20 protein-coding genes and 3 tRNA genes are annotated in these 25,840 nt (G+C 74.7%); 3 read left to right on the forward strand and 20 right to left on the reverse strand.

Features of this window, described 5'->3' with window-relative positions; all coding sequences use genetic code 11:
- Positions 1–79: 79 nt before the first annotated feature.
- The 6 genes from E1O70_RS10615 to E1O70_RS10640 all read right to left on the reverse strand — a co-directional run bounded on the left by E1O70_RS10615 (position 80) and on the right by E1O70_RS10640 (position 1,714).
- The gene (locus E1O70_RS10615; RefSeq protein WP_021482901.1) at positions 80–514 is read right to left on the reverse strand and encodes a MaoC family dehydratase; all 435 of its coding nucleotides are present in this window, start codon (positions 512–514) and stop codon (positions 80–82) included.
- Complete coding sequence (locus E1O70_RS10620; protein ID WP_061268514.1) at positions 511–969, reverse strand: FAS1-like dehydratase domain-containing protein; 459 nt, start codon at positions 967–969, stop codon at positions 511–513. The genes E1O70_RS10615 and E1O70_RS10620 overlap by 4 nt, the downstream gene beginning before the upstream one ends.
- Before the next feature lie 28 nt (positions 970–997).
- A complete protein-coding gene (rpmG, locus tag E1O70_RS19895) occupies positions 998–1,168 on the reverse strand; it encodes a 50S ribosomal protein L33 (protein ID WP_021482899.1) in 171 nt (56 codons plus the stop codon).
- An 86-nt stretch (positions 1,169–1,254) separates the two neighbouring features.
- A tRNA-Met gene (locus tag E1O70_RS10630) sits at positions 1,255–1,331 on the reverse strand.
- Positions 1,332–1,392: 61 nt separating this feature from the next.
- Positions 1,393–1,465 (reverse strand) — tRNA-Thr (locus E1O70_RS10635).
- A gap of 167 nt (positions 1,466–1,632) precedes the next feature.
- Positions 1,633–1,714: transfer RNA gene (locus tag E1O70_RS10640), tRNA-Tyr, on the reverse strand.
- Between the two features lie 130 nt (positions 1,715–1,844).
- On the opposite strand from E1O70_RS10640, the gene rarD reads away from it, so the two are divergent.
- From rarD to E1O70_RS10655, 3 genes are read left to right on the forward strand one after another with little or no spacing between them, the layout of a single operon-like run.
- Positions 1,845–2,882, forward strand: coding sequence for an EamA family transporter RarD (gene rarD, locus E1O70_RS10645; protein WP_082774647.1), 1,038 nt, complete (start codon positions 1,845–1,847; stop codon positions 2,880–2,882).
- A gap of 56 nt (positions 2,883–2,938) precedes the next feature.
- Entirely contained in the window at positions 2,939–3,433 is a 495-nt protein-coding gene (locus E1O70_RS10650) for a YajQ family cyclic di-GMP-binding protein (RefSeq protein WP_061268515.1), read from the forward strand.
- A 5-nt stretch (positions 3,434–3,438) separates the two neighbouring features.
- The gene (locus E1O70_RS10655; protein ID WP_306303328.1) at positions 3,439–4,410 is read left to right on the forward strand and encodes an HAD family hydrolase; all 972 of its coding nucleotides are present in this window, start codon (positions 3,439–3,441) and stop codon (positions 4,408–4,410) included.
- A 44-nt stretch (positions 4,411–4,454) separates the two neighbouring features.
- On the opposite strand, the gene htpX is transcribed toward E1O70_RS10655, so the two are convergent.
- From htpX to E1O70_RS10725, 14 genes are all read right to left on the reverse strand, one after another.
- A complete protein-coding gene (htpX, locus tag E1O70_RS10660; RefSeq protein WP_021483666.1) occupies positions 4,455–5,339 on the reverse strand; it encodes a zinc metalloprotease HtpX in 885 nt (294 codons plus the stop codon).
- 233 nt (positions 5,340–5,572) lie between these two features.
- Positions 5,573–6,985, reverse strand: coding sequence for an FAD-dependent oxidoreductase (locus E1O70_RS10665; protein ID WP_034653179.1), 1,413 nt, complete (start codon positions 6,983–6,985; stop codon positions 5,573–5,575).
- 217 nt (positions 6,986–7,202) lie between these two features.
- Positions 7,203–7,676 (reverse strand): LpqN/LpqT family lipoprotein, encoded by a 474-nt coding sequence (locus tag E1O70_RS10670; protein WP_051876672.1) that lies wholly within the window; start codon positions 7,674–7,676, stop codon positions 7,203–7,205.
- A gap of 131 nt (positions 7,677–7,807) precedes the next feature.
- Positions 7,808–8,080 (reverse strand): WXG100 family type VII secretion target, encoded by a 273-nt coding sequence (locus E1O70_RS10675; protein WP_021482523.1) that lies wholly within the window; start codon positions 8,078–8,080, stop codon positions 7,808–7,810.
- Positions 8,081–8,215: 135 nt separating this feature from the next.
- Positions 8,216–12,694 (reverse strand): FtsK/SpoIIIE domain-containing protein, encoded by a 4,479-nt coding sequence (locus E1O70_RS10680; protein ID WP_061268516.1) that lies wholly within the window; start codon positions 12,692–12,694, stop codon positions 8,216–8,218.
- A 103-nt stretch (positions 12,695–12,797) separates the two neighbouring features.
- The gene (locus tag E1O70_RS10685; RefSeq protein WP_043654136.1) at positions 12,798–13,499 is read right to left on the reverse strand and encodes a hypothetical protein; all 702 of its coding nucleotides are present in this window, start codon (positions 13,497–13,499) and stop codon (positions 12,798–12,800) included.
- Entirely contained in the window at positions 13,496–15,289 is a 1,794-nt protein-coding gene (locus E1O70_RS10690) for a serine/threonine-protein kinase (protein ID WP_061268517.1), read from the reverse strand. Before E1O70_RS10690 ends, E1O70_RS10685 begins: the two co-directional genes overlap by 4 nt.
- Entirely contained in the window at positions 15,286–16,995 is a 1,710-nt protein-coding gene (locus tag E1O70_RS20120; RefSeq protein ID WP_061268518.1) for an FHA domain-containing protein, read from the reverse strand. Before E1O70_RS20120 ends, E1O70_RS10690 begins: the two co-directional genes overlap by 4 nt.
- Positions 16,992–17,849 (reverse strand): PP2C family protein-serine/threonine phosphatase, encoded by an 858-nt coding sequence (locus tag E1O70_RS10700; protein ID WP_021483309.1) that lies wholly within the window; start codon positions 17,847–17,849, stop codon positions 16,992–16,994. Before E1O70_RS10700 ends, E1O70_RS20120 begins: the two co-directional genes overlap by 4 nt.
- Positions 17,846–19,471, reverse strand: a complete 1,626-nt coding sequence (locus E1O70_RS10705; protein ID WP_128957549.1) for an RDD family protein — start codon at positions 19,469–19,471, stop codon at positions 17,846–17,848. Before E1O70_RS10705 ends, E1O70_RS10700 begins: the two co-directional genes overlap by 4 nt.
- The gene (locus E1O70_RS10710) at positions 19,468–21,969 is read right to left on the reverse strand and encodes a transglutaminase-like domain-containing protein (RefSeq protein WP_061269449.1); all 2,502 of its coding nucleotides are present in this window, start codon (positions 21,967–21,969) and stop codon (positions 19,468–19,470) included. The genes E1O70_RS10705 and E1O70_RS10710 overlap by 4 nt, the downstream gene beginning before the upstream one ends.
- On the reverse strand, positions 21,969–23,312 hold the full coding sequence (locus tag E1O70_RS10715) for a DUF58 domain-containing protein (RefSeq protein WP_082774863.1): 1,344 nt from the start codon (positions 23,310–23,312) through the stop codon (positions 21,969–21,971). Before E1O70_RS10715 ends, E1O70_RS10710 begins: the two co-directional genes overlap by 1 nt.
- An 82-nt stretch (positions 23,313–23,394) precedes the next feature.
- A complete protein-coding gene (locus tag E1O70_RS10720; RefSeq protein WP_061269450.1) occupies positions 23,395–24,369 on the reverse strand; it encodes an AAA family ATPase in 975 nt (324 codons plus the stop codon).
- 47 nt (positions 24,370–24,416) lie between these two features.
- The coding region (locus E1O70_RS10725; RefSeq protein ID WP_134724197.1) for a fibronectin type III domain-containing protein at positions 24,417–25,840 on the reverse strand (1,424 nt) is incomplete at its 5' end.

Consider the following 25,840-nt stretch of genomic DNA (forward strand, 5'->3'; position numbering starts at 1 on the left):
ACGACGAGGGCGCCGCACCCGGCCGGGTGCGGCGCCCTCGTGGCGTCAGGAGCGCGTGGTCGCCCCGGGCGACCGCGGGTCAGAGGCGGACGACGGCCTGCGTCTTGCCGAGCACGCGCGCGCCCTCGAACGTGACCGTGAGGTCGACGCGGACGGTGCCCGCCTCGCCGTCGATCGCGCCGACGGTGCCCGTCACCTCGAGCGTCGCGACGCCCGGGTTGGGCACGGGCACGGGGCGGGTGAAGCGCGTCTGGTAGTCGACGACCGCGCCCGGGTCACCGGCCCAGTCCTCCACCAGCGCGACGGCGGCCCCCATGGTGAACATGCCGTGCGCGATGACGCCCGGCAGGCCGACCTCGGCCGCGAACGCGTCGTTCCAGTGGATGGGGTTGAAGTCGCCGCTCGCACCGGCGTACCGCACGAGGCGGGCGCGGTCGACCTCGACCGTGCGCGTGCCGATCACGTCGCCGACGGAGAGGTCGGCGAGGACGGGACGGGTGACGTCGGTGCTCATGCGCCCTCCCCGCGGACGGCGAGGGTCGAGGTGACGGTCACGACCGGCTCGGCGCCGGCGTCGGACAGGGCCGCGATCTCGCAGCGCGTGGTGACCATCGCGAGGCCGGCTCGCTCGACGATCGAGTCCACGTGCAGCACGGTCACGAGCTCGTCGCCCGCGACGATCGGCCGGTGGTGCGTGAAGCGCTCGTCCGCGTGGACGACGCGCGAGAAGTCCATGCCCGCCTCCGGGTCCTCGATGAGCTGCCCCTCCGCCCGCTGGGCGACGACGACCGCGAAGGTCGGAGGTGCGACGAGGTCCGGATAGCCAGCACCCCGCGCCGCCACGAGGTCGTGGTGCACGGGGTGGGTGGCGCCGACGGCGCCCGCGAACTCGCGCAGCTTCTCGCGCCCCACCGAGTACGGCGCGTTCGCGGGGTACTCGCGGCCGACGTAGGCCAGGTTGACGCTCACTGCGGGTCGCGGGTGCGGAGCCGGAGGCTCAGCGGGTCTCGCGGTGCGCGGTGTGCTTGCCGCAGCGCGGGCAGAACTTCGCGAGCTCCAGGCGGTCCGGGTCGTTGCGACGGTTCTTCTTCGTGATGTAGTTGCGCTCCTTGCAGTCCACGCAGGCCAGCGTGATCTTGGGGCGAACGTCAGCGCTCTTGCTTGCCACGGTAGTGAGCCACCTCTCGCGCCTCCGGAGGGCGCATGTGCTGTGCAGGTCGCACGACGCCGGCCGCCGTGCGAGGTTGTCGAAAGTGGTAGCGGAGGCGGGGATCGAACCCGCGACCTCACGATTATGAGTCGTGCGCTCTAACCATCTGAGCTACCCCGCCGCGTGACTGAACGCGAGGTCGCCTTGCAGTATTCCAGCAAGACGACCCCGCGTCACCACAGAGCCCCGAAAGGGAATCGAACCCTTGACCTTCTCCTTACCATGGAGACGCTCTGCCGACTGAGCTATCGGGGCAGCGCGGAAAACTCTACACGGAACATGGCGCCGAGAGAAATCGGCGTCGTTCCGCCGTTTCCGGGCCGTCGGACCGTGCCCGGCGACGCGCTCCGCGGGGCACGCCCCACGCACCGGACCGGCACGACGACGGGGCGCCACCCGTGGGTGACGCCCCGTCGCTCCGGTGGCAGGTGAGGGATTCGAACCCCCGAAGGCTGAGCCGTCTGATTTACAGTCAGATCCCTTTGGCCGCTCGGGCAACCTGCCGTGTGGAGTTGTCGCTCGCCGGTGGTCGCTGCACCAGGTGCAGCCCCTGCCGTGCGGGCGAGCCAACGATACAGCCCGAGCGGACCAGGTGCGAAATCCGCGTGTGGGCGCCTCTCCGTACAGTGGTGCGGTGACCCACCCCTCCCCCGCGCCGGGCCACCTCCCCGGCACCGGGACGCCCGCGCCCCCGGACGCCCCGTCCGTTCCCGCCGCACCGTCCGACGCCGCGGCACCCGCGCCGTCGGGCACGGGCCGCGGCGCACCCGCCCCGACGGACCGCTGGGGCCTGCTGCTCGGTGCCGGCGCGTTCTTCCTCTGGGGCGCGATGCCCCTGTACTTCCCGCTCCTGGAGCCGGCCGCACCGCTCGAGATCATCGCCCACCGCGTCGTGTGGAGCCTGCTCTTCTGCCTCGTGCTGCTCGCCGCGACGCGCCAGCTCGGGGGCTTCGTCGCCGCCCTCCGGTCGCCCCGCACGCTCGGGACGCTCGCCGTCGCCGCCGTCCTCATCGTGACGAACTGGACGGTCTACGTGTACGGCGTCCTCTCCGGCCACGTGCTGGACGCCGCGCTCGGGTACTTCATCAACCCGCTCGTCACCGTGCTCCTCGCCGTGGCCGTCCTGCGCGAGCGGCTGCGGCCCGCGCAGTGGGTCGCGGTCGGCGTCGGCGCGGCCGCCGTCGTCGTCATCAGCACCGGCGCCGGCGGCCTGCCGTGGATCGCGCTCGTCCTCGCCGGCTCGTTCGGCCTCTACGGCCTGGTGAAGAACCGTGTGGGCCGCACCGTCGAGGCGCTCCCGGGGCTCGCCGTCGAGACGGCGGTGCTCACGCCCGTCGCGCTCGTCTACCTCGGGTGGCTGGGAGCCACGGGAGCCGGCACGTTCGGCACCGAGGGCGTCGGGCACGCGCTGCTGCTCGCCTCCGCCGGGGTCGTCACGGCCCTGCCGCTGCTGCTGTTCAGCGCGGCCGCCCGGCGGCTGCCGCTGAGCGTCGTCGGCCTCCTGCAGTACCTGGGCCCGGCGCTGCAGTTCCTGTTCGGCCTGCTCGTGTTCCACGAGCCCATGTCGCCGACGCGGTGGGCGGGCTTCGGGCTCGTCTGGCTCGCGCTCGTCGTGCTGTCGGTCGACGGTCTGCGCACCGCCCGCGCGACGCGCCTCGCGGCCCGCCGCTGAGCACGCTCGACTACGGTGGGACCCAGCACCGTTCCCGGCCCGAGAGAGGACCACCCATGACCGACTCGTCGTTCGACATCGTCAGCAAGGTCGACCGCCAGGAGGTCGACAACGCGCTGAACCAGGCCGCCAAGGAGGTCTCGCAGCGCTACGACTTCCGCAACGTCGGCGCGTCGATCGCCTGGAGCGGCGAGACGATCGTCATGGTCGCCAACTCGGCCGAGCGCGTGCTCGCGATCCTCGACGTGTTCGAGACCAAGCTCATCAAGCGCGGCATCTCGCTCAAGTCCCTCGACACGGGCGACAAGGAGCCCAAGGCGTCGGGCAAGGAGTACCGCCTCGTCGCGACCCTCAAGGAGGGCCTGTCGAGCGAGAACGCGAAGAAGATCACCAAGATCATCCGCGACGAGGGCCCCAAGGCCGTGAAGACCCAGATCACGGGCGACGAGGTGCGCGTGACGAGCAAGTCGCGCGACGACCTCCAGACCGTCATCGCGCTGCTCAAGGGCGCCGACCTCGACGTCGCGCTGCAGTTCACGAACTACCGGTAGTCACCGTGACCGTGCCCGACGGCGGCCCGCGCCCGGTCGCGCCGGGCCGTCCCGCCGCGTCGCCGAGCGGGCTCCCGCGCGTCGTCGCGACGGACCTCGACGGCACGCTCCTGCGCTCCGACGGCACCGTCTCGGAGCGCACCCGCTCCGCCCTGCGCGCGGCCGAGCACGCGGGCGTCGAGGTGGTGTTCGTCACCGCCCGGCCGCCGCGCTGGCTCGGCGCGCTGGCCGACGTCGTGGGCGGGCACGGGCACGTCATCTGCCTCGGCGGGGCCGCCGTCTGGGACCTCGCGACCGCGAGCCCGCTCGACGTGGTCGGGTTCGCGGACGACGAGGCGGCAGCGCTCGTCGCGGAACTGCGCACCGCGGTCCCGGGGGTCACCCTCGCGTTCGAGCGCGTCGACGGCCCGACGTTCGACCCGGGCTTCCGCTCGACGCCGGACGACGACGCCGACGTCGTCGCCGTGGTCGAGACGACGCTCGGCCACGACGACGCGCCGGGCGACGCGGGACGGCAGCCCGTCGGCAAGATCCTCGCGCGCGACCCCGCCGTGCCCGTCGAGGACGCCCCCGCGACGCAGCCGGTCGTCGTCGCGGACGGGCAGACGACGGCGCAGGAGACGTTCTTCGCGCGCGTGCGCGACGCCGTCGGGGACCGCGCCCACCTCGCCTACTCCGGCGCGGCAGGGCTCGCCGAGCTGCTCGCCCCGACGGTCACCAAGGACGCCGCGCTCGCGCGCTGGTGCGCGCGCCTCGGCGTCGAACCGCACGACGTCTGGGCGTTCGGCGACATGCCCAACGACCTGCCCATGCTGCGCTGGGCAGGGCGCTCGTTCGCCGTCGCGAACGCGCACCCCGACGTGCTCGCTGCGGCGACCGACCGCACGGGCTCGAACGACCACGACGGCGTCGCGCGCGTCCTGTTCGACGCCGTCGAGGCCCTGCGCGGCGCGCCGAGGAGGACGACGGCCCGCTGAGCGCGGCCACCGCGCTCCAGGCCCTGCACTCCGGTGCGGGCCGGTCAGTGGTACGTGATGCCGCCGTAGCCCGGGCCGTGGCCGGCCATCGCCTCGAGGCGCTTGATGCGCTCCGCCATCGGCGGGTGGGTCGCGAACATCTTGCCGACGCCCGCGCCGCGGAACGGGTTGGCGATCATGAGGTGCGAGACGTCGACGAGGTCGCGGTTCTGCGGCAGCGGGGCGCGCTGCGTCCCGGCGTCGAGCTTGCGCAGCGCGGACGCGAGCGCGAGGGGGTCCCCGGTGAGCTTCGCGCCGTCCTCGTCCGCGTCGTACTCGCGCGTGCGCGAGATCGCGAGCTGCACGAGCATCGCCGCGATCGGCGCGAGGACCACCATGGCGATCGCCGCGAGCGGGTTGCCGCCGCGGTCGCGGTCGCCGCCGAAGATCAGCAGGAACTGCGCGAGCGACGTGATGACCCCGGCGAGCGCGCCCGCGACCGACGACGTGAGGATGTCGCGGTTGTACACGTGCATGAGCTCGTGCCCGAGGACGCCGCGCAGCTCGCGCTCGTCGAGCAGGCGCAGGATGCCCTCGGTGCAGCACACGGCGGCGTTCTTCGGGTTGCGACCCGTCGCGAACGCGTTGGGCGCCTGGGTGGGCGAGACGTACAGGCGCGGCATCGGCTGGCGCGCCTCGGTCGAGAGCTCGCGCACGATCCGGTACATGGCGGGCTGCTCGAGCTCGCTCACCGGGCGCGCGTGCATCGCGCGGATCGCGATCTTGTCGGAGTTCCAGTAGCCGTAGAACGTCGTGACGAGGCCGATGCCGACGAACACCCACAGCAGGTTCGCGCGCGCGCCGAACAGGGCCCACAGGCCCAGGACGATGGCCCACATGACGCCGAACAGGCCCGCCGTCTTGAGACCGTTGAAGTGCTGACGCCCCACGCTGTGCTCCCTTCCGCGCCCCGGGCCCGCCCGCGCGGTGTGCCGGGCGCCCGACGGGCGCCGACCCTGCCGACGCCCACCTGGATGAACGCCCGAGGCGACCGTCCCGTTCCCGGGCGGGGCGACGGCGTCGGGCACCCGCGACGAGGGAGGTCCCGGACCACGCCCGGGACGACGACGGCGCCCCACCCGGGTGCGGGTGGGGCGCCGTCGGGCGTGCGGCCGGGGCCGGGTCAGCCGGCCTGCGACTGGCCGCGCGCGACGCGGATCATGTCCTCGCGCGGCACGACCTTGATGCGCTCGCGCCCGTGCGGCTCGCCGAGCGAGCGCTCGTACGCGTCCAGGAGCTCCCAGCCCGACCACTCGATCGGGTCGACGCCGCGCTCGCGCAGGAAGTCCAGGACGGCCTCGGGCTCGCCGAGCGGCGCGACGCGGCCCGCCGTGAGGTCGGCCGCCGCGACGTCGCCGCCGTCGCCCGCGCCCGTGACGTCCTCGACGAGGTGCCGGACGGTCTCGGACGCGTCGGACTTCGTGTGCCCGATGAGGCCCACGGGACCGCGCTTGATCCAGCCCGTCGCGTAGACGCCGGGGAGGTGCTCGCCATCGATGTCGACGACGCGGCCCTCGCGGTTGGGGATGACGCCCTTGAGCTCGTCGAAGGGGATCTCCGGGAGCGGCGAGCCGAAGTAGCCGACCGCGCGGTACACGGCCTGGACGGGCCACTCGTGGAACTCGCCCGTCCCGGACACCGTGCCGTCGCCGTTGAGACGCGTGCGCTCGGTCCGCAGCGCCTCGACCTTGCCGTCGCCGAGGACGGCCGACGGCGCGTGGAGGAAGTGCAGGTGCAGGCGGCGCGACGCCGTGTTCTCGCTCGGGTCCTTGAGCGTCCAGTCGGTGAGGGTCTTGACGACCTGCTTCGTCTGGTTCGAGGAGCTGATGGCGGCCATCGAGCCCTCGTCGAACTCGAAGTCCTCCGGGTAGACGATGACGTCGACGTCCGGGACGTGGCCCAGCTCGCGCAGCTCGAGCGGCGAGAACTTGGCCTGCGCCGGGCCGCGGCGCGCGAAGACGTGCACGTCGGTGACCGGCGACGCCTTGAGCGCCTCGTAGACGTTCTGCGGGACCTCGGTCGGCAGCAGGTCGTCCGCGTGCTTGGCGAGCACGCGCGCGACGTCGAGCGCGACGTTGCCGGCACCGAGGACCGCGACCTGCTGGGCCTCGAGCGGCCACGTGCGCGGGACGTCGGGGTGGCCGTCGTACCAGGACACGAAGTCCGCCGCGCCGTAGGAGCCCGGGAGGTCGATGCCCTCGATCGGGAGCGCCGCGTCACGGATCGAGCCGGTCGAGAAGATCACCGCGTCGTAGTACTGGCGCAGGTCGTCCAGCTTGAGGTCGACGCCGTAGTCCACGTTCGCGAGCAGGCGGATGTCGCCGCGGCTCAGCACCTTGTGGAGCGCGACGATGATCTGCTTGATGCGCGGGTGGTCCGGCGCGACGCCGTAGCGCACGAGCCCGAACGGCGCGGGCAGGCGCTCGAACAGGTCGATGCTCACGTCGAGGTCGGTCTTGGACAGGATGTCCGCGGCGTAGATCCCGGCGGGACCAGCGCCGACGATCGCGACGCGCAGTGGACGGATGCTGCTCACAGGACAGGGCGCCTTCCGGTCGAGGACGGGGGTCTCTCCCGCGCGGCCGACGGGCCGTTCCGCGTCGACCGGTGGGTACCGGCCGCAGGAGACCTCTCGATTGTACGACTGGGGTGAGGGTTGCCTCACTCGGACCCTCTCCTCCGTGACCAGCCTGACACCGGTCTCGCCTGCTGGATACCCCGTCTTGCGGTCCGGGCGAATGTAACGCCGGGGGTCAGCGGTCGACGCGGAGGCTCTCCTGGACCGCGCGGATCTCCGCCGCGGCCCACGGGTGCTGCGTCAGCGTGCACGTCCCCGTCGTCTGCACGAGGTCGGCCACGGGGCCGCGCGGGACCACGACGGTGCGCACCGCCTGCACGAGGACCGTGCCCCCGCCCCCCTTGAACGACGCCTCCAGCCAGCGCCCCGGCAGGCCGTCGACGTCCACCTCGCCGCCGTCGAGCTCGCGCAGGCGCGGCATCGGCCGGAGCTTGCGGAGCACCTCGGCGTGCGCGTCGTCGAGCGTCTGCTCCGCCCGGATCCGCGACACCGTGACGATGACGTTCGGGTTGAACTCCCCCGGGTCGACCTCGCGGCCGAGCGCGAGCGGCAGGCCCACGTGCGGGAGCGGGACCCACCTCTCCGGCGCGACCACGCGCACCCCCACGGGCGCGGGGAAGTCGTCGCTCGGGTAGCGCAGCTCGGTCATGCGTCAGGTCCTCTCGTCGGGGGTGGGCGCCACCGGGCGCGTCAGCAGTCTCGCACCCGAGCCCGGGCGCGCGTACGCCGAGGGCGCGGGACCCTCTCGGGGTCCCGCGCCCTCGGCGGAGCTCAGCCGGATCAGCTGTTCGAAGCCTGCTCCTGCTGCTGCGCGTTCTGCGTGGCCTTCTGGCCCGCGTCCGTCAGCGTCTGCGCGACGTTGTTCAGCTGCGTCTGCGCGGCCGGCCAGTCGCTGCCCTTGAACTGCTGGGCGTCGGGGCCCTCCCACGGCACGCTCTGGATCTGGGAGTTCAGGTTCTGCATCGTCGTCCGGATCTCGTCCGCCTTCTGCTGCAGCGTCTGACCGAGCCCACGGAGCTCCTCGACGTTCGCGCCCCACATGCCACCAGCCATGGTGTTCTCCTTCTGTGTCTCGACCCCCACCCTGCGTGGACGTCGTCCCGTTGTCGATGGCAGTACTCAACCATCGGGCCACGAGCGCCGTCGATGGGGAGGTGTCCCCATGAGGTGCCCGTGGTCGTCACGTCGCTACCGCGGGAGCGCGACGTGCAGCTTGCGTGCCCTCCCCGAGACCACGAGGAAACCGCGTCCCGGCGGGAAGTCCGCGCGGCGGATGCGGCCCAGCCCCGTCCCGAGCAGCGTGTCGCCGTCGAGGTCGCCGGGCGTCAGGAGCAGACCGGTGCGGCCCGCCTTGAACGGCTGCGCGATCGCCCACGCCTGGCCCCACGTCGAGGACTCCGCCTCGCCCACGACGAGCTGCTCGGCCCGCGTGGCGGCCCGCACGAACGCGACGAGCGGCTGCTCGGCCGGGGTGCCGGTGAACTCGGTCACCGACTCGACCAGCACCGTGAGCGTGCCAGGACGCAGCGACCCGCCCTCGATCGCCTGGGTGAGCGTCTCGAGGAGCGTCACGACCTCCTCGGGCGACGTCGCGACGGTGTCCCACGCGTCGAGCGCGGAGATGCTCGTGCGGCGCGGCGAGAGGTACACGACCCGACCCGCGCGCGCCCGGCGCACGGCCTGCGCGATGGTGACGAGCGCCGTCGTGCGGCCGCCCCCGGGAGGGCCGGAGAGCATGAACGTGCCGCGCGCGGGGAGCCCTACGGGCGCGATGTCGAGGTCGTCGAGGCCGATCGTCGGGCGCCCGCCCGTGACCTCGGGCAGCGACTCGAGCGCGAAACCGTCCGGCAGCCGCTCGACGCCCGGCGCCTGCGGGATGCCGAGCCGCGTCATCGCGTCGCGAAGCTTGCCGAGCTCGCGCGCCTGGAGCGCGACGTTCGGGTCGCCACCCAGCACCGCGACCTGGACCTCGTTCTCGTCGAGGACGCCGCGCCCGGGCGGGGACGTCAGCGACAGCACGTCCTTCGGGACGCCGAGCGTCAGGTAGTCGTCCTCGCTCGCGAGGCGCAGCACGAGCCGCTTCTGGATCGTCGAGCCGAGCGACGTCGGGACCGACGCCGCGCGGTCGCCCGCGACGACGACGTGGACGCCGACCTGGCGCCCGTCGGTCGCGACGGCCGTGAACGCGCCCCACACGGGGAACGCGTGCGCGGGCCGGAACTCGTACGACTCGCGGAACGCGCCGATGCCGTCGACCAGGAGCAGGATGCGCGGCTCGTCGGGCGCGCCGGCGAGCCGGCGGTACTCGTCGAGGCTGCCCGCGCGGACGGCGGCGTAGCGGGCGGACCGCTCGTCCACGAGGTCGCGCAGGGTGCGCAGCAGGCGCTGGACGCGCTCCTCGTCGTCGCCCGAGATGACGGCGCCGACGTGCGGCAGGTCCTCGAGCATCCGCAGGCCGCTCGCGCCCGCGTCGATCGCGTACACCTGGACGGGGCCGCCGCGCGCGGTGATGGCGGCCGAGACCGCGATCGTCCGCAGCGTCGCGCTCTTGCCCGAGCCGCCCGTGCCGTAGATCGCCATGTTGCCGTCGCGGTCGGGCTCGTAGAACACCGTCGGCTGGGCCTGCGACTTCGGGTCGTCCTCCACGCCGAGCAGCAGCATCGTGTCCGTGCGCGGGTTGGGCAGGCGCGCGAGATCGTACGTCGGCGCGAGCTCGGCGAGCCACGGCTTGCGCGGCATCGGGACGGCGGCCTCGGTCGCGGCCCGCGAGATCGTCGCGACGACGCGCGCGATGTCGTTGGGGCCGGGGTCCGTGACCTCCTCGACCTCGGGCTCCGGGAGCTCCCAGCGCACCCCGGTGCCGAACGACATCTCCTGCACGTCGATCCGGGGACGCTCGGGGCGCGACGTCGTCCAGCCGCCGGCGTAGCCGGTCTGGAACGGCGTGATCCGGCCGGGGCCGGTCTTCACGGCGCCGCGACCCGGGATCGACGGGTCGAAGTGCGCGGCCATGGGGATGCCGAGGATGTCCGTCGAGTCGTCCTCGTCGGCCATGCGCAGCGCGACGCGCAGGTTCGTGTTGGCGCGCAGGTTGTCCTTGATGACGCCCGCGGGACGCTGCGTGGCGAGGATGAGGTGCAGCCCGAGGGACCGGCCGCGCTGGGCGACGTCCACGACGCCGTCCACGAACTCGGGGACCTCGTTGACCAGGGCCGCGAACTCGTCGACGACGATGAGCAGGCTCGGCGGCGCGTCCGGGTCGCCCGTGCGCTCGAGGGACGCCAGGTCCTTGGCCTTCTTCCGGTTGAGCAGGTGCTCGCGGTAGCGCAGCTCGGCCCGCAGCGACGTGAGCGCGCGGCGCACGAGGTGGGGCGAGAGGTCCGTGACGAGCCCGACGGTGTGCGGCAGGTTCACGCAGTCCGCGAACGCGGCGCCGCCCTTGTAGTCGACGAACAGGAACGTCACGCGGTCCGGGCTGTGCGCGGCGGCCATGCCGAGCACCCAGGACTGGAGGAACTCGGACTTGCCCGCACCCGTCGTCCCGCCCACGAGCGCGTGCGGGCCCTGCGTGCGCAGGTCGAGGTACAGGGGCTCCGTGCCGGAGTGGCCGACGAGCCCGCGCAGGTTGGTCGGCGCCGAGCGCCGTACCGGCGGGGAGCCGTCGCGCGGCGTGAGCGACCCGTTCTCGCGCCACGCGTCGATGAGCCGGCTCGGGTCCTCCGCGAGCGCCGTGCCCGCGAGCGCGAGGTAGGAGACCGAGCGCGGGAGGTCCGAGTCGTCGTCGACGGGCGCGCCGACGTCGACCACCGGGGCCAGGATGCGCGCGACCTCGTGCGCCGTCGCGAGGTCCACCGTCTCGCACGCGACGGGGAAGGTCAGGCGCCCGACGCGGACCTCGCCGCTCGTCGCGCCGGCGGAGCCGCCCGGGGTGTCGGCGGTGTCGACGGTGTCCACGAGCACGAACGTGCGGCACGCGGCCGGGAGCTGCTCGACGGACGGCGCGACCCACACGACGTGCACGCCCGCGTCCGCGCCGCGCTCGACGAGGCGCGTGAGACGCGAGCGGTCGACCGGGGCGTCGTCCTCGACGAGCACCACGACGGTCGGCAGGACCGGCTTGGGGGTGTCCTCCCCCTCCTCGGGGTCGATCGGCCCGCGCAGCTCGGCGTGCGTGCCGAGGTCGGCGCCGCGCAGCTCGACGAGGTCCTCGAGCCGGGACAGGAGCGACTGCGCGGCCCCCGGGTTGTCGGCGAGGTGCTCGCCGCCCAGCGGGCTGTGGGCCGACCCGGTGTGCGGGAGCCACTCGAGCCATTCCCAGTCCGCGCGCGAGCGCTGCGACGTCACGGCCGCGAGCACGAGCTCCGACGGCGAGTGCAGGCCCGCGAGCTGGACCAGCACGCCGCGCGCGACGGCGTCGACCGCGGCGCCCGCCCCCGCGACCCCGAGCGCGCCGTCGGTCCGCAGCCGCGCGACGACCGGGACGCCGGAGATCGTGGCGCACTGCGCGTGCAGCTTCTCGAGCTCGTTCCAGTACTCCGGCAGCGTGTTGTTCTCGTTCGGCTGCTCGAGCTGCGTGCGCGCGGGCGCGGAGCCGAGACCGATCCGGACGGAGAGGAACGCGTCGTGCTCCGGGCGGTGCGTCCACAGCAGGCCGCCGAGGCGCCGCACCGCGTCGACCGTGTCGGCCACCGAGGGCGCCTCGGAGAGCCGCACCGCGCGCTCGACCGCGTGCGTGCGGTCGATCGTGTCGCGCATCGCGACGACGGCGGCCTCGAACTGCTCGCGCTGCGCCTTGAGCTTGCGCCGCGCCTGCACCTTCTGGTCGAGGTAGTTGCCGAGCATGAGGATCGGGCTGAGCCCGATGAAGACGATCGACAGGACGTTGCGCGTGACGGAGTAGAGGATCACGCCCATGAGGAGCGGCGCGACCATCGCGAGGTAGGGGAACCGCTGCGGCTCGGGCGGCTGCGGCGGCTTGGGCGCGCGCAGCTTGCGCTCGCCGAAGCGGGCCACGACGCGCGGGGACCGGTTGAACTCCACGACCGGGCTCGTCGGCGCGAGGCTCGTCGTGCGGTGCAGCGCGACGACCGAGACCACGGTCGAGCCGATCGTCACGGTGTCCGCGGACGTGAGCGTCGAGCGCAGCATCCGCTGGCCGCCCATGACCAGGCCGTTCGCGGAGTTCGTGTCCGTGATCTCGATCGTCTCGCCGACCGTGATGCGCGCGTGCCGCTTCGACACCTGCGGGTCGCTCAGGCGGATGTCCATGTTGCGGTCGCGCCCGAGGTAGCTCGTGCCGACGGGCAGCGAGAACTCGCGCCCCGCGTCCGGGCCCTCGAGCACGCGCAGCACGGCGACGGCGGCCCCGCGGTCCTGGCCCGGCGAGTCGAACTGCTCGGACACCCGCACGATCGAGACGGTCGAGCCGGACCGCAGGCCCGCCTCGACGAGGTCGCTCGTCGGCGACAGCACGCGGCCCTGGCCGCTGCCCGACGGCGACGTACCGACCTGCAGCGTGAGCCGGTCCGGCACGGCGGTGCCCGCGCGCGTCGGGTCGCCCGCGAACAGCGCCTCGGCGACGTCGCGCACCGACGCCGTCGCGTCGGCCGTGACGGCGACGTTCGTCGTGCTGGCGTCGGGGCGGTGCAGCGTGAGCTTGATTCGCACGGGAGTTCCTCGTTCGGGTCCGGGTGGTCAGCGGCGGACGGCGAGCGGTCGACGGGCGCGACCGACCGGAGCGCGCGGCGCGCGCTCGCAGGAGCGGGCGGGCTCAGCCGTCGTCGGTCAGGTCGAGCAGGGGCAGGTCGGCCGCCGTCACGAGGCGCGACGCCACGGCGTACTCGACGAGGCGCGCGCGGCGGTTCGTCGCGAGCGCGCCGGGCCCGCCGCGCAGGCCCTTGACGCCGATCCGGTCGAGCTTGTCGCACACGTTGTCGAGCTTGCGGTTGAAGCGCGTCGTCGCCCAGCCGAGCCGGGCCGCCGCCGCGGCGGACGACGGGATCTCCGACAGGCCCGTGCCGTCGCGCCGCAGCATCGGCTCGGCGAGCGCCACGATGAGCTGCTTCTGGCTCGTCGTGAACGTGATCATGCCGATCGTCGTCGCGCCGCCCGCCTCCGGGTCCTCCGAGCGGATCTCCTGGTAGGGCGCGCCGCGCAGCTGCGCGGTGATCTCGTACGTCGTCGGCCCCGCGGTGAACACGATCGACGTCGTCGGGAAGACGATCGGCAGGCGGTTGCCCGGGGAGAGCCACGACTGGACGCCGCCGCCGGAGTCGCACACCGTCGCGGAGATGAGCGACCCCACGTTGGCGAGCCACCAGATGCCGCCCTCGTGCGCGATGCGCAGGAAGCGCCGGTGCAGGTACGGGTTGTCCTCGATCGCGAGGTCCCCGTCGCGCCCGATGTCGAACGGGTCGCCGTCGGTGGACGGGCGGAACCACTCGCCGCAGAACTCGACCGCCAGCTCGCTCATGCCGCCTCCCCCGTGACGCAAGCCTTCTGCGGCGAGGCCGAGACCTTGCCGTCCCGGTCGACGATGACCTCGACGCAGACCTGCTCGCCGGGCTTGGCCCGGAGCTCGACCGACGTCTTGTCGAAGTTCTCCTTGAACGGCGTCTCCTCGATCGGGTCGATCTTGCGCCACCAGAAGGAGTCGTCCTCGAGCGCCTTGTCCGAGTCGTAGGCCCACGTGAACGTCGCGACCTCGCGCGCCGGGTCGTAGGTGCCGACGAGGTCGTTCACCGGGGGCACGAGGTCGCCGAGGTTGTCGGACGGGACGAAGTCGTCGTCGGGCGCGGCCGAGCTCTCGCCGCCCGCGGTGGTCTCCGTGTCGTCCGGCGTCGCGTCGGGCCGCAGGAGGAAGAAGCCCCCGACGGCGACCGCGACGCCGACGACGCCCGCGACCGTCGCCCAGAGCGCACCGCGGCCGGAGCGCTGCTCCTGCGGGGACGCGTCGTCGGGCGCCTGGTCCGGCCCGGCGGTCCGGTGCACGGTGTCCTCGACGGGCGGGGTCCCCCAGCCACCGGGACGCCGCGGGCCGGGGTACAGCCGCGAGGGGTCCGTGAGCTCCGCGACGGGCGCGCCGCCCTGCCCGACGGCGGTCGTCGGCACCGTGCCGGACGTCCCCGCCGAGGGCCCCTGGTCCCACGCGGCGGGCGCGTACGGCACCTGGGGGCGGTACGGCGCCGGCTGCCCGGGCGCGGTGCCCGGGGCGACGGTCTGCCCGGGCCACGCACCGGGCGGGGCGGTGTGCAGCGGGGTCGTCGGCTGCGTCGGGCGGCCGGGTGCCACGGGCCCCGCGGACGTCCCGGTCCCGGACGGGTCGATCGAGACGACCTGGCGCAGGCGCGTCCCGGCGTCGTCGTCCGGCTCCTCCTCCTGGACGTGGCCCGAGTCGTCGAGCAGGTCGATCGGCGTCACCGCGTACGACAGCTCGTTCTGGACCTGCTGGAGGGCGCGCGCGAACGCGAGGACCGTCGGGTAGCGCGACGCCGGGTTCTTCGCCATCGCCGTCGCGAGCACGCGCTCGAGCGAGGCCGGGACGTCGGTGCGGCCCGTGGGCGGCAGGGGCGAGCCCTCGATGCGCGAGATGAGGTTCGCGCTCGAGTTCGACCCGCCGGGCACCTCGAACGGCGTGCGCCCGGCGAGCAGGGTGTACGTCGTCGCGGCGAGCGCCCAGACGTCCGTCGCGATGCCGCTGCGCGGGGGCTCCGCGAACGACTCCGGCGGCGACCACGGGATGGACATGCCCTCGGCGCGCGCCGCGTCGTCGACCGTGGACGAGATGCCGAAGTCCGTGAGCGCGGGGTGCCCGTACTCGGTGACGAGGATGTTCGCGGGCTTGATGTCGCGGTGCAGGATCCCGGCGCGGTGCGCCGTCTCGACGGCACCGGCGATCTGGACGGCCGTGCGCAGCGCCTCGGCGACGGGGAGCCGCTCGGTGCGGTAGCGCGCGCCGAGGTTGGGCCGCGAGCAGTACTCCATCGCGAGGTACGGGCGGCCGTCGTCCGCGATGTCCGCCTCGTACATCGTGACGATCGACGGGTGCGTCGAGAGCGTCGCCATGAGGTCGGCCTCGGCGTCGAACGCCGCGCGCTGCGAGTGGCTCGACCACTCGTGCAGCAGCACCTTCACCGCGACGCGGCGGCGCGGGCGCTGCTGCTGGTACAGGAAGACGTCCGAGAACCCGCCCGAACCGATGAGCGAGACGTACTCGAAGCCGCGGATCTCCGGTGGAGGGGACGGTGCGCGCTTGCTGCTCACCGGATCCCCTCGAAGCGCAGGGTCACGCCGTCGCCCAGGTCGGCGACGTCGCCGTCCACCACGAGGACCGGCTCGGACGGGTGCAGGCGCCGCGGCGGCTGGCCGCCGCGCAGGAGCGTGGTCCCGTTCGTCGTCGCCATGTCGCTCACGAGCACGTGCCAGCCCTCGAGCGTGATCTCCAGGTGCGAGCGCGAGATGTCCTGCTGCGGGCTCGGCACCGTGACGAGGCGCGGGAGCTCCGCGGCCTGCGTGCGCGGCGAGCGCGGGCGACGGCCCACGACGACGGGCCGGTCGAGCTCGAGCGTCTGCCCCGTGGAGACCACGACCCGGCCGAGCGGCGGGCGCACGGCGAGCTCGGCGTCGCCGTCGAGCGGCGCGTCGCACACGGCGCACGTGTCGCGCGACGGCGGGTTCGCGTGCCCCTCGGGGCACGTGCGCGCGAGGATCTGCTGCTGCCCCGGTGCGGGCGGCGGGCTGAAGGACGGGACCGGGGGCGGCACGGGCGCGTCCTCGACCGCCGGCTCCTGGGCCGCCGCGCGCAGGTCCGCGATCGCCGACGACAGCACGGTGTGGCCGTCGTGGTCGAGCCCGGCGACGGGCGCGGGCTCGTCGTCGGGCGTGACGGTCGCCGCCCGGTGCGCGGCGGCGGGCGTGGCGCCCGTCCACTCGCGCGGGACGCCCGCGATGAGGCCGTCCGGCGCGGGCGGCGGGGCGGGCACGGGCGCCTCGTCCGCCGGCGGGGCGGGGACGGCCGGGACGGGCGGCGCGGGCGGCACCGTGGCCGACGGCGCGGGCTCGTCGGCCTCGTCCGTCTCCTCGTCCTCCGCGGAGCGGACCGCGGCGTCCTCGACGGTCCGCAGGATGGTGGAGCCCCACAGGTGGGCGTAGTCGTCGTCCTCCTCCGGCGGCGCCTCGGAGACCGGCGCAGCCGGCTCCGCGACGAGCGGCGGCTCGACGGCGTCGGGCTGCGGCGCGATCGTCTCCTCCGGGAGCCGGAGCGTCGCCCCGAGACCGCCGAGGGCCGTGGTCGCCGACGGCGCCGCGGGAGCCGCGGCGAGCGTCGCGGTCTCCGCGGCGGCGTGGCGCGCACCCGGACCGGGCTGCGGGCCTCGGTCGTCGGCGGCGCTCGTCCCCGTGGCGGCGAGCCGGTCGTCGTCCGGCCCGGGGTCGGAGCCGAGGTCCTCGCCTCCCGACGCGACGGGCTGCTCGGGGCGCTCGGGGCGCTCGACGAGCGGCCACGCGACCGCGGCCGCGAGCACCACGCCCGACTCGACCGGCACGGAGAGCGCATCCCCGAGGAGCGGCCCGCCGGGCGGTGCGGGCTCGACGGGCACCACGCCCGCGTCCGCCTGGACGAGCAGCTCGACGACGTCGTCCAGCACCCGCTCCGACCAGGTGGTGACGCCCTCGCCCTCGACCTGGACGCGCTCGCCGCCGTCGAGCTCGAGCGTGACGGAGAGGCGGCCGCGCGCGGCCACGTGGACGCGGCGGCCGGTGACGACCGCGACGACGAACGGCGGCACGGTGCGCAGGCTCGAGCCGAACGCACCCGTGAGGACCTGGAGGACCTCCACGACGCCGGCGTCGGTGCCGAGCTGGTCCCACACCTGCTCGACGAGCGAGGGCTCCACCGGTGCGGGCAGCACGACGACCGCGCCGCCGCGCACCACGGTGCGTGCCGTTCCGGTGACGTAGCGCAGCGTCACGTCAGACCCCCGATCTGCAGACGAACATCCCTGGGCAGCGTGTCCTCGTCGACGACCGGACCCGGCGCCGCCACCTGGTCCCGCGGCGTCGTGCTCCCGCCGCTCGTGTCGTCGGACACGCCCGTCGCGTCGACGACGACGACTGTGATGTTATCCCGGCCACCGGCGGCGATGGCCTCGTGGACCAGCCGCTCGGCCGCGGCCTGCGGGTCCGGCGTGGCGAGCAGGACCTCCGCGATCCGCTCGTCGGACAGCTCGCCGGTGAGGCCGTCGGAGCAGACGAGCACGCGGTCGTGCCGCTCGATGGGCAGGTACCAGAAGTCGGCCTGCGGGGCGTTGCGCGAGCCGAGCGCACGCGTGACGACGTGGCGCCGCGGGTGCGTGAGCGCCTCGGTCGGGGTGAGGAGACCGGCGTCGACCATCTCCTGCACCTCGGAGTGGTCGACGCTCACCTGCTCCAGGCGTCCGCCCGCCAGGTGGTAGGTGCGCGAGTCGCCGACGTTCACGACGAGCCAGTACGGGTTGCCGTCCTGCTCGGAGACGACGACGCCCGTGACGGTCGTGCCGGCGCCGCGGCCCGGCTCGGTGACGATCGCCTGCACGTTCTCCTGCGCGACCGCGATCCGGGTCCGCACCTCCTCGGGCGTGACGACCTCGAGGTCGGCGAGCGGGCGCAGGGCCTCGACGGCGGTCGCGCTCGCGACCTCGCCCGCCTCGTGCCCGCCCATGCCGTCGGCGACGAAGAAGACGGAGCGCGCGGCGAGGAAGCGGTCCTCGTTGAGGAGGCGGCGGGCGCCGCGGTGCGACGCCGCGCCCCAGGCCAGGTGCACCTCGGCGGGCTGGTCGGTGGTCACGAGACTCCCGGGTGGACGACGAGGCGACGGTCGCCCACGTGGATGGTCGCGCCGACGGGGACGCGCACGCGCGTCCCCGGCTCGGCGACGCGGGGCGGGGCTCCGGGCACCGACACGACGGTGCCGTTCGTCGAGCCGCGGTCGGTGAGCCACAGGCCGCTCGGGTCGACGCGCAGCTCGGCGTGCGTCTTGGAGACGGAGCGCGTCGGGTCGTCGAGGGCGACGAGGGTCCAGGGTCCGTCGTCGGGCGCCTGGGGGTTGCGGCCCACGAGGGTCGGGCGGTCGACGGTGCGCCGCTCCCCCGACTCGAGCTCGATGACGACGGCCACGTCGGGCGCGGGCTCCATCGCGCGCACGTCGCGCGCGGACATCCGGGTGCTGTCCCACTCGGGCTCGGCGGCCTCGGGGCCCGCCGGCGGGGCGGCAGGCCGCGCAGCAGCCGCCGGGGCGGGCGTCGGCACGGGCGCAGGCGCCGGCACCGCGGCCGGCGGGGGCGCGGCGGGCGGCGGGGCGGACGCTCCGCTCCCGACGCCGGGGACGCCCGTGATGAGACCGCCCTCGGTGGGCGCGGGCGCTGGCGTGGACGGGAAGGCCCAGGGGTCCGGCACGGGCGCGGCCGGCACCGCCCCGGACGCCTCGCCCGGGCGGGCCGACGAGGCGGGAGACGGCGGCGGCGCGAACGACGCGGCGGGGGTCACGGCCGACGGCGCGGGCGGGCGCCCGACGTCGGGCGCCGGGTACGGCGCCGGCTGGCCGCCCGGGGCGGCGAGGTACGCGCCGGGGGCGGTCGGGGCGCCGTACGCCCCGGCGGGGCCGCCCGCCACGAGCGAGGCGACGCCGTCGTACCCCGAGGACGTGGGGGCGACGCCGCGCACGTCGAGCACGAGCGACCGGCCCGCCTTGTCGTGCCAGCCCTGCGACCGGCCGGTGGAGTCGAAGCGCGGGCTGAGCAGCACGACGAGGATCCCGCCCAGCGGCACGACGCCCACGATGATCCAGCGCAGCGCCGCGCGCCCGAACCCGACCGGCCCGCGCGTGCCCGCGTCCACCGTGCGGATGCCGGTCGCGAGGTTGCCGAGCGTCTTGCCCGTCGACCCCTCCCAGAACCAGACGCCGACCCACCACGCGAGCGCGAGCACCGCGGCCACGACGTAGACCACGAGGATCTTGCCGAGCAGCGCGGCGGCCTCCTCCTGGGTCACCGTCTGCACGCTGCCGAGCGGCGCGCCCACGACCGCGAGACCCGCCACGAGGACGACGAGAGCGACGACGACCGGCACCGCCGCGTCCACGAGGTATGCGAGGAAGCGGCGGCCGGTCCCGGCGAAGGGCGCGGCGGCGAGGGACGACGGCGACGCCCCGGCCGAGACCGGGACGAAGGCCTTCTGCGTCGCCGCGTAGACCTCGGGCTCGGTCGTCGTGTCCGGCGCCGAGTGCGCCACGGCGGCGTACGGCAGGTCCGGCCCACCGCGGCCCGCGACGGCCTGGACGCCGCCGACCGGCCCCGCCGACGGCGCGGCGACGGGCCGGCCCGTCCGCGGGAACGGCTGACCGCACACCGCGCAGAACGCGGCCCCCGGGGACTGCGCGGACCCGCAGGCGGGGCACGTCACGTCGCTCATGACTCGTCTCCCTGTCGTCTCGACGGCCCCGACGACGACCCTGCCGCCGGGGGCACCGCGCCACCCCGCGCGCCGACGCGGCGGCCGGGCAGCCACCGGCGCAGGCCCGCGGAACCGCCGCCCGCGCGCACGGACCGCAGCGAGAGCGCGGCACGCACCCGGGCGCGACGGTTCACGGAGGAGCGTAGCCCTCCGACGACGGAGTCGACGTCCGCCCAGAACGCCTCGATCTCCTGCTCCGTCGGCTCCCCGGTGCCGAAGACGGTCGCGTCCGCGCGGTGCGCGAGCGGGATCGTCGCCGTCGCGCCGTACGCCTGCGCGAGCACCCCCGCGCCCTCGCGGCGGGTCGAGCCGGCGGGGACAGGCGTCCCGAGGTCGGTCGCGGTGTCGAGCACCTCGCGCCAGCCGCCGCTCACGCGGTCGACGGGCCGTTCCGCGGTGCGGCGCCGGGCCCGGCGTCGCGCCTTGTAGGCGAGCACGAGCACGACCGGGAGCGCGAGCAGCGCGAGCGGCACGACCACGGCGACGCCGATGAGGACGGCCTGCCCCCAGTCGAACCCGTCGCTGTCGGCCTTCTCCTTCTCCTCGTCGTCGATCTTCCCGGCCTCGGCCTCGGCGGGCTCCTCCGGCGGCTCCGGGTCCTCGAGGATCGGGGGCTTGGGCACCTGGAGGCTCTTCGGCTCCGGCTGGATCTTGTTGTCCTCGTCCGGGATCGCCGTGATCGGCACCCAGCCGTGGCCGACGAACGGCACCTCGGCCCACGCGTGCACGTCGGTCCCGGTCGCCGTGTACGGCTCGCCCGGCTCGAGCGGGTTCTTGTCCAGGTCGGGGTAGAAGCCCATCACGACGCGAGCCGGGATGCCGGCCTGGTTGGCCATGAGCGCGAGCGCGACGGCGAACTGCTCGTCGTCGCCCACCATCTCCTCGTCGGCGAGCAGCGTGTCGATGCGCTCCGCCGAGTGGCCCGGTCGCGACGGCGGCTGCGTGTCCAGCCCGCTCGAGAAGATGCCGCTCGCGACGAGGCCGTCACGCAGCGCGTAGAGCTGGTCGACGGGCTCGGTCTCCTCGCCCATGAACTGCGCGGCCTTGCCCGCGAGCGACGCGGGCAGCACGCCCTTCGGCGGTGTGGGGACCTGCACCGACTGGTCGATCGCCCCCGCGCGGAGGTCGTCCTCGGTGGGCTCGGCCGTGACGAGCGCGTCGAGCGTGTAGGTGTCGCCCGGGCGCAGCCCGGCGGTCGACAGCGCCGTGCCGGTCGTGCCGTTGTAGTACGTCGTGTCGGCGAGCTCGCGCGCCCGCTCGCCGGTGTAGGTGATGCCCGCGAGCCGGCCGACGTCGGGCACCCACACCCCGGTGTAGTCGCCGACCTGGACGTCGAGGCGCGTCGGCGTGCCGGGCGCGACCGTCGCGATCTCCTGGCCCGCGCGCGTGTAGACGCCCGAGCCGGGCAGCCCGCTCGAGACGTCGTAGACGACGCCGTTGTAGGTGTCGAGCGCGGCGAGGCGGACCTTCGCGCCCGGGGGCAGGCCCCGCACGGTGAACAGCTCGTCCTCGCGCATGTCCTTCGCGTACTTGCGGAACGCCGTGAGCGGGCTGACGTACTGGTGCAGGTCGAGCGGCGGGACGACCGTCTCGCGCAGGACGGTGCGCGGGTCGTCGGGCAGGAGCGCGGGGGCCGCGAACGCCGCCGCGACGCCCCCGACGACGAGCATCGCCGCGCCCGTGCGCACGCGGTGCCACCACAGGCGCCGCGTCGCGGCGCGGCTCGCCTCCGTCGTGATCTGGTGCGCGCCGAGCCGCGCGGCGGTGACGCGCCACCCCGCCCAGAGCAGGCCGACGCCGCCGAGCACGAGGCCTTGCGCCACCGGGTACGCCGCGATGACCGTCCCGAGCAGGATGACCGCCACGAACGCGACGGCCACCGGCACGAGCGCCCACGCGGCACGGCGCGCGCGCCACGCGATCGTGCCCGCGAGGAGCCCCGTGACGAGCATGAGGAGGTACGGGACGACGGCGAGGTGCGGGAACGAGTGCAGCGGCGGGACGGTCGTGACGAACTCCTTCCAGCCCGTCACCGCCCCGCGCGCGAGGTCGGCGATCGTCGCGAGCGACGGGAGCACGCCGCCGATCGCGTCGGCGGGCAGGGCGAGCAGACCGCCCAGGAGGAGGTAGGCGAGGACCGCGACCGGGAGCACGGTGTAGGCCGCCCAGCGCCGCCAGGCCCCGAGCCACGCGACCGCGAGGCCGACGACGGCGCCCCCCGCGGCGGGGATCAGGTAGCCCGAGGAGCCCCAGACGGGGCCGAACCCGACGACCGTGGCACCGAGGACGAGGACGAGCGCGAGCGCGTCGACGGCGCCGAGCGCCGTGAGGGCGCGCGGCGTGTCGGCGCCGCGCAGCCGGGTCGTGTTCCGCTGCGACGTGCCGGACGAGGGCGCCGGCGTGCCGACCGGCGTGGCGCGGCGCGAGCCGCGCGTCGTGGTGCTGGGCGCGCTCATCAGTCGTTCAGCCTCCGCAGGGCGAGGGGGAGCTCGCCGAGCTCGCCGATGGTGAGGACGACGAGCTCCGCGATCGCGTGCCGGCTGAGGGACGCGCCGGGCACGCACTGGATCGCCATGACGCGCACGTCCTGCGGCAGGCGCGCCGACGCCGCACGGAGCTCCGTCGGGGTGACCCGGCTCCCGACGATGAACGCCACCACCGACGCGTCCGTGATCGTCAGGCCCGCGACGCGCGCGACGTCGACGAGCGACGTGCGCTGCGACTGCGTCTCCACGCGCGCGAGGTCGTCGAGGAGGCGCGTGCGGTGGTCGCCGCGCAGGTTGCCGTCGTTGACGAGGACCGTGACGCCGCGGTCCTCCTTGATCGCCTGGAGCCCGAGGGACCCGCACGCGCTCACGGCGAGCTCGAACTCGTCGTCGTGCGCGTAGTCCTCGGCCCGCGTCGAGAGCAGCACCGCGAGGTGCGAGCGCCGCGTCTCCTCGAACTGGCGCACCATGAGCTGGCCCGTGCGGGCCGTCGTCTTCCAGTGGATGTGGCGCCGGTCGTCGCCGGGCACGTAGTCGCGCAGCGCGTGGAACGACACGTCGGAGTTCGAGATGTCGGTGGTCACGCGGCCCTCGAGGTCCTTGAGGAACCCGGTCGACGAGCCGGACAGGTTCTTGACGCGCGGGTGGACGAAGAGCTCCTCGGGCTCGGTCCACACGACCTCGCGCCGCAGGAGCCCGAGCGGGTCGGCCCGCACGGAGCGCACCGGGCCGACGGAGATGACCGACCGCCGGTGGGTCGGCACGGTGAAGATCTCCTCGTGGCTCCCCTGCGGGCGCAGGCGCGGCACGGGGAACGTCGCCATGCCCTGCCCCACGGGCAGCTCCATGACCGACGGGAGCAGCGGACGGGCGGAGTCGTTGCGGACGTCGAGCCGGCCCACCGCACGGTCCCCCACCGTCACGCGCTGCTGCGCGAGGTCGAGCACGACGGCGTACCGGAAGCGCCCGAGGACGAACGCGACGGCCGCGAGCAGCGCGACCGTGAGCAGGACCGCCACGACGAGCAGCTCGAGCCACGACAGCGCGAGCCCCGCCCACCAGGCCGCGACCGTGACGACGAGGGCCGCCCAGCCGAACGGGCTGACGGCGGACGTCACGGGCCGGACCGTCCGCGCGGCGGGCGCGAGCGCACGCCCGACCGGCGCGGTGACCCGCGCGAGGGGTGCGGCCAGGGGGCGGAGCAGCCCGGCGAGGGCGGACCCCGCGCGGGGTGCGCCCGGGCGGCCGCCGCTGGCGGTGCGGCCGGAGCGGGCGCTGGGGCGCCCGCTCGTCGGGCCGGGGGTGGCGTTCATGGCATGAGCTCTCGGTCGGTGCGGGCCGTCGGTCCGCCGGCGGCGGGACGGCGTGCGGCCGGCGTGCGGGACGCCGGTCGTGTCAGGCGCTGCGGCGCTCCTGCGGCGCCGCGACGTCGGCGAGCAGGCGGCCGAGCACGGCCTCGTTCGTCGCGCCCGCGAACTCGGCCTCGGGGTCGAGCACGAGGCGGTGCGCCCACGTCGGCTGCGCCAGCTCCTTGACGTCGTCCGGCAGGACGTAGTTGCGCCCGTGCGCGGCGGCCCACACCTTCGCGCAGCGCACGAGGGCGAGCGCACCACGGACGGAGACGCCGACGCGCACCTCGGGCGCGTTGCGCGTCTCCTCGGCGAGCCGGGAGACGTACTCGAGCACCGCGCCGTCGACGTGCACCCGTGCGCCGAGCTCGGCCATCTCCGTGACGGCCTGCGTCGTGATGAGCGGCTGGAGCGTCTTGCTCCGGTCGCGGACGGACGCGCCCGAGAGGATCTCGACCGTCGAGGCGTGGTCCGGGTAGCCGATCGAGGCCTTCATGAGGAAGCGGTCGAGCTGCGCCTCGGGCAGGCGGTACGTCCCGGCCTGCTCGATGGGGTTCTGCGTCGCGATGACCATGAACGGGCGGCCGACCTCGTGACCGACGCCGTCGACCGTGACCCGGCCCTCCTCCATGACCTCGAGGAGCGCGGACTGCGTCTTGGGCGAGGCGCGGTTGATCTCGTCCGCGAGGACGATGGACGCGAAGATCGGGCCCTGGTGGAACTCGAACTTCCCCGTCTTCTGGTCGTAGATCGTCACGCCCGTGACGTCGGACGGCAGGAGGTCCGGGGTGAACTGGATGCGGTTGTTCGTGCCCTGGACGCTCGCAGCGAGGGCGCGCGCGAGCGAGGTCTTGCCGGTGCCGGGCGCGTCCTCGAGGAGGATGTGCCCCTCGGAGAGCATGCACGTCAGGGTCAGGCGCACGACGTGCGCCTTGCCCAGGACGGCCTGGCCCACGTTGCCGACGAGGCGGTCGAAGGTCTGAGCGAACCAGGTGGCCTGCTCGGGGGTCATGGTGGTCATTCGTCGCTTCCGTTCGCTGTGCTGTCCGTGGTGGGGCGCGGGCCGCGCTAGTACCACGTCATGGTGTTCGTGCTCCCGATGGTCGTCTCGATCCGCGCCGAGCCGCCCGGCTGGCCGTAGACGCACTGCTGGCCGCCGGAGTAGTTCCCGTTGCCGTCGGTCTGCAGGGCGCGGCCCTGGGCGTCGCGGCTGTAGTTTCCGGACCCGATCTGCGACCCGCCGCCGTAGCACGTCACCCGGAACGCGGTGTTGGCCGGGCCGTCCTTGATGGTGAGGTAGAGCTCGGCGCACGACGAGTGGGTGCAGTATCCCGGCCAGTTGCCGTCGGGGAGCTTGTGATTGCTCCCCTTGCTCACCGTGAGGACGGGCTCGGGCTTCTTGTCGGACGTCGCCGACCGGCACGTCTCCTTCGCGGCGCCCTCCGTCGGGGTGACCCGGACGCAGATCTCGCGCGTCTCGGAGTAGCCGACCGAGAGGCTCCCGGAGCCTTCCTTCTGGGTGGACTGGACCGCGCCGCGCACCTGCACGGAGTACCCGCGCCCGTTGCCCGCGGTCGACCAGCTGTACGTGATCGAGCGGTCGCCGCCGTTCATCGACACGACCGGCGCCGGGATGGGCCCGTAGGGCGACTCCTCGTTCGCCGTCGCCGCAGCGCCAGGCTCGCGCGCGCCGTCGACCCCCGCGACGGCGCGCACCGCGATCCGGTACGGCTTGCCGTTCGACAGCCCGCCGACGACCTTGTTCGCGCCGAGCGGCTGCCAGCCACCGCCGGCGTCGTACTGGTAGGTGATCTCGTCGGCCCGCACGCCGTTGCCCGACGCCGCGCCGAACGACAGCTGGATCTCGCCGTTCGTGCCGTTCGCGTCGGCGCTGAGGTTCGACACCGCGCCCGGCTTCGCGAACGCGCGCACCGGGTCCGACGCCGGCGAGAACTCGGCGTCGCCGAGCTTGTCCGTCGCCTTGTTGTGCGCGCGCACCCGGAACGCGTAGCCCGTCGTGTCCGCCGGGACGCCGACCGTCGCGGACGTCGCGCCGCCGGCGGCGGTCGAGGTCTGCACGACGCTCCCGCCCCGCAGCGCCTCGATCGTGTACCGCGTGATCGGGGCGCCGTTGCCGTCCGGCGCGCTCCACGAGACCTGCATCTGCGACGTGTCGCCGATCGACGTGCGCTGCACCGCCGGCTTGGCGGGAGCCGCCGGCTTGCCCGCCGGCGTCTCGGCCGCCGAGTAGTCGCCCCAGTCCGAAGGGTCGGGGGCGAGGTTCACGGCCTGGGCGCGCACCTTGTACGCGACGCCGTTCTGCAGGCCGTCCCACGTCACCGACGTCCCGGTCAGGGCCGTCTTCTGCACGGCGCCGCCCGGCGGCGCGGGCGAGATCTCGAGGTTGACGGCCTGGATCGGCGAGCGGTCGGTGTAGGTCTTGTTGGTCCAGGTGACGGTGAGGGACTTGTCGCCGAACTCGAGGCGGGGTG

It is taken from the genome of Cellulosimicrobium funkei (assembly GCF_004519295.1).
In the GTDB taxonomy this organism is placed as follows: Bacteria; Actinomycetota; Actinomycetes; order Actinomycetales; family Cellulomonadaceae; genus Cellulosimicrobium; species Cellulosimicrobium funkei.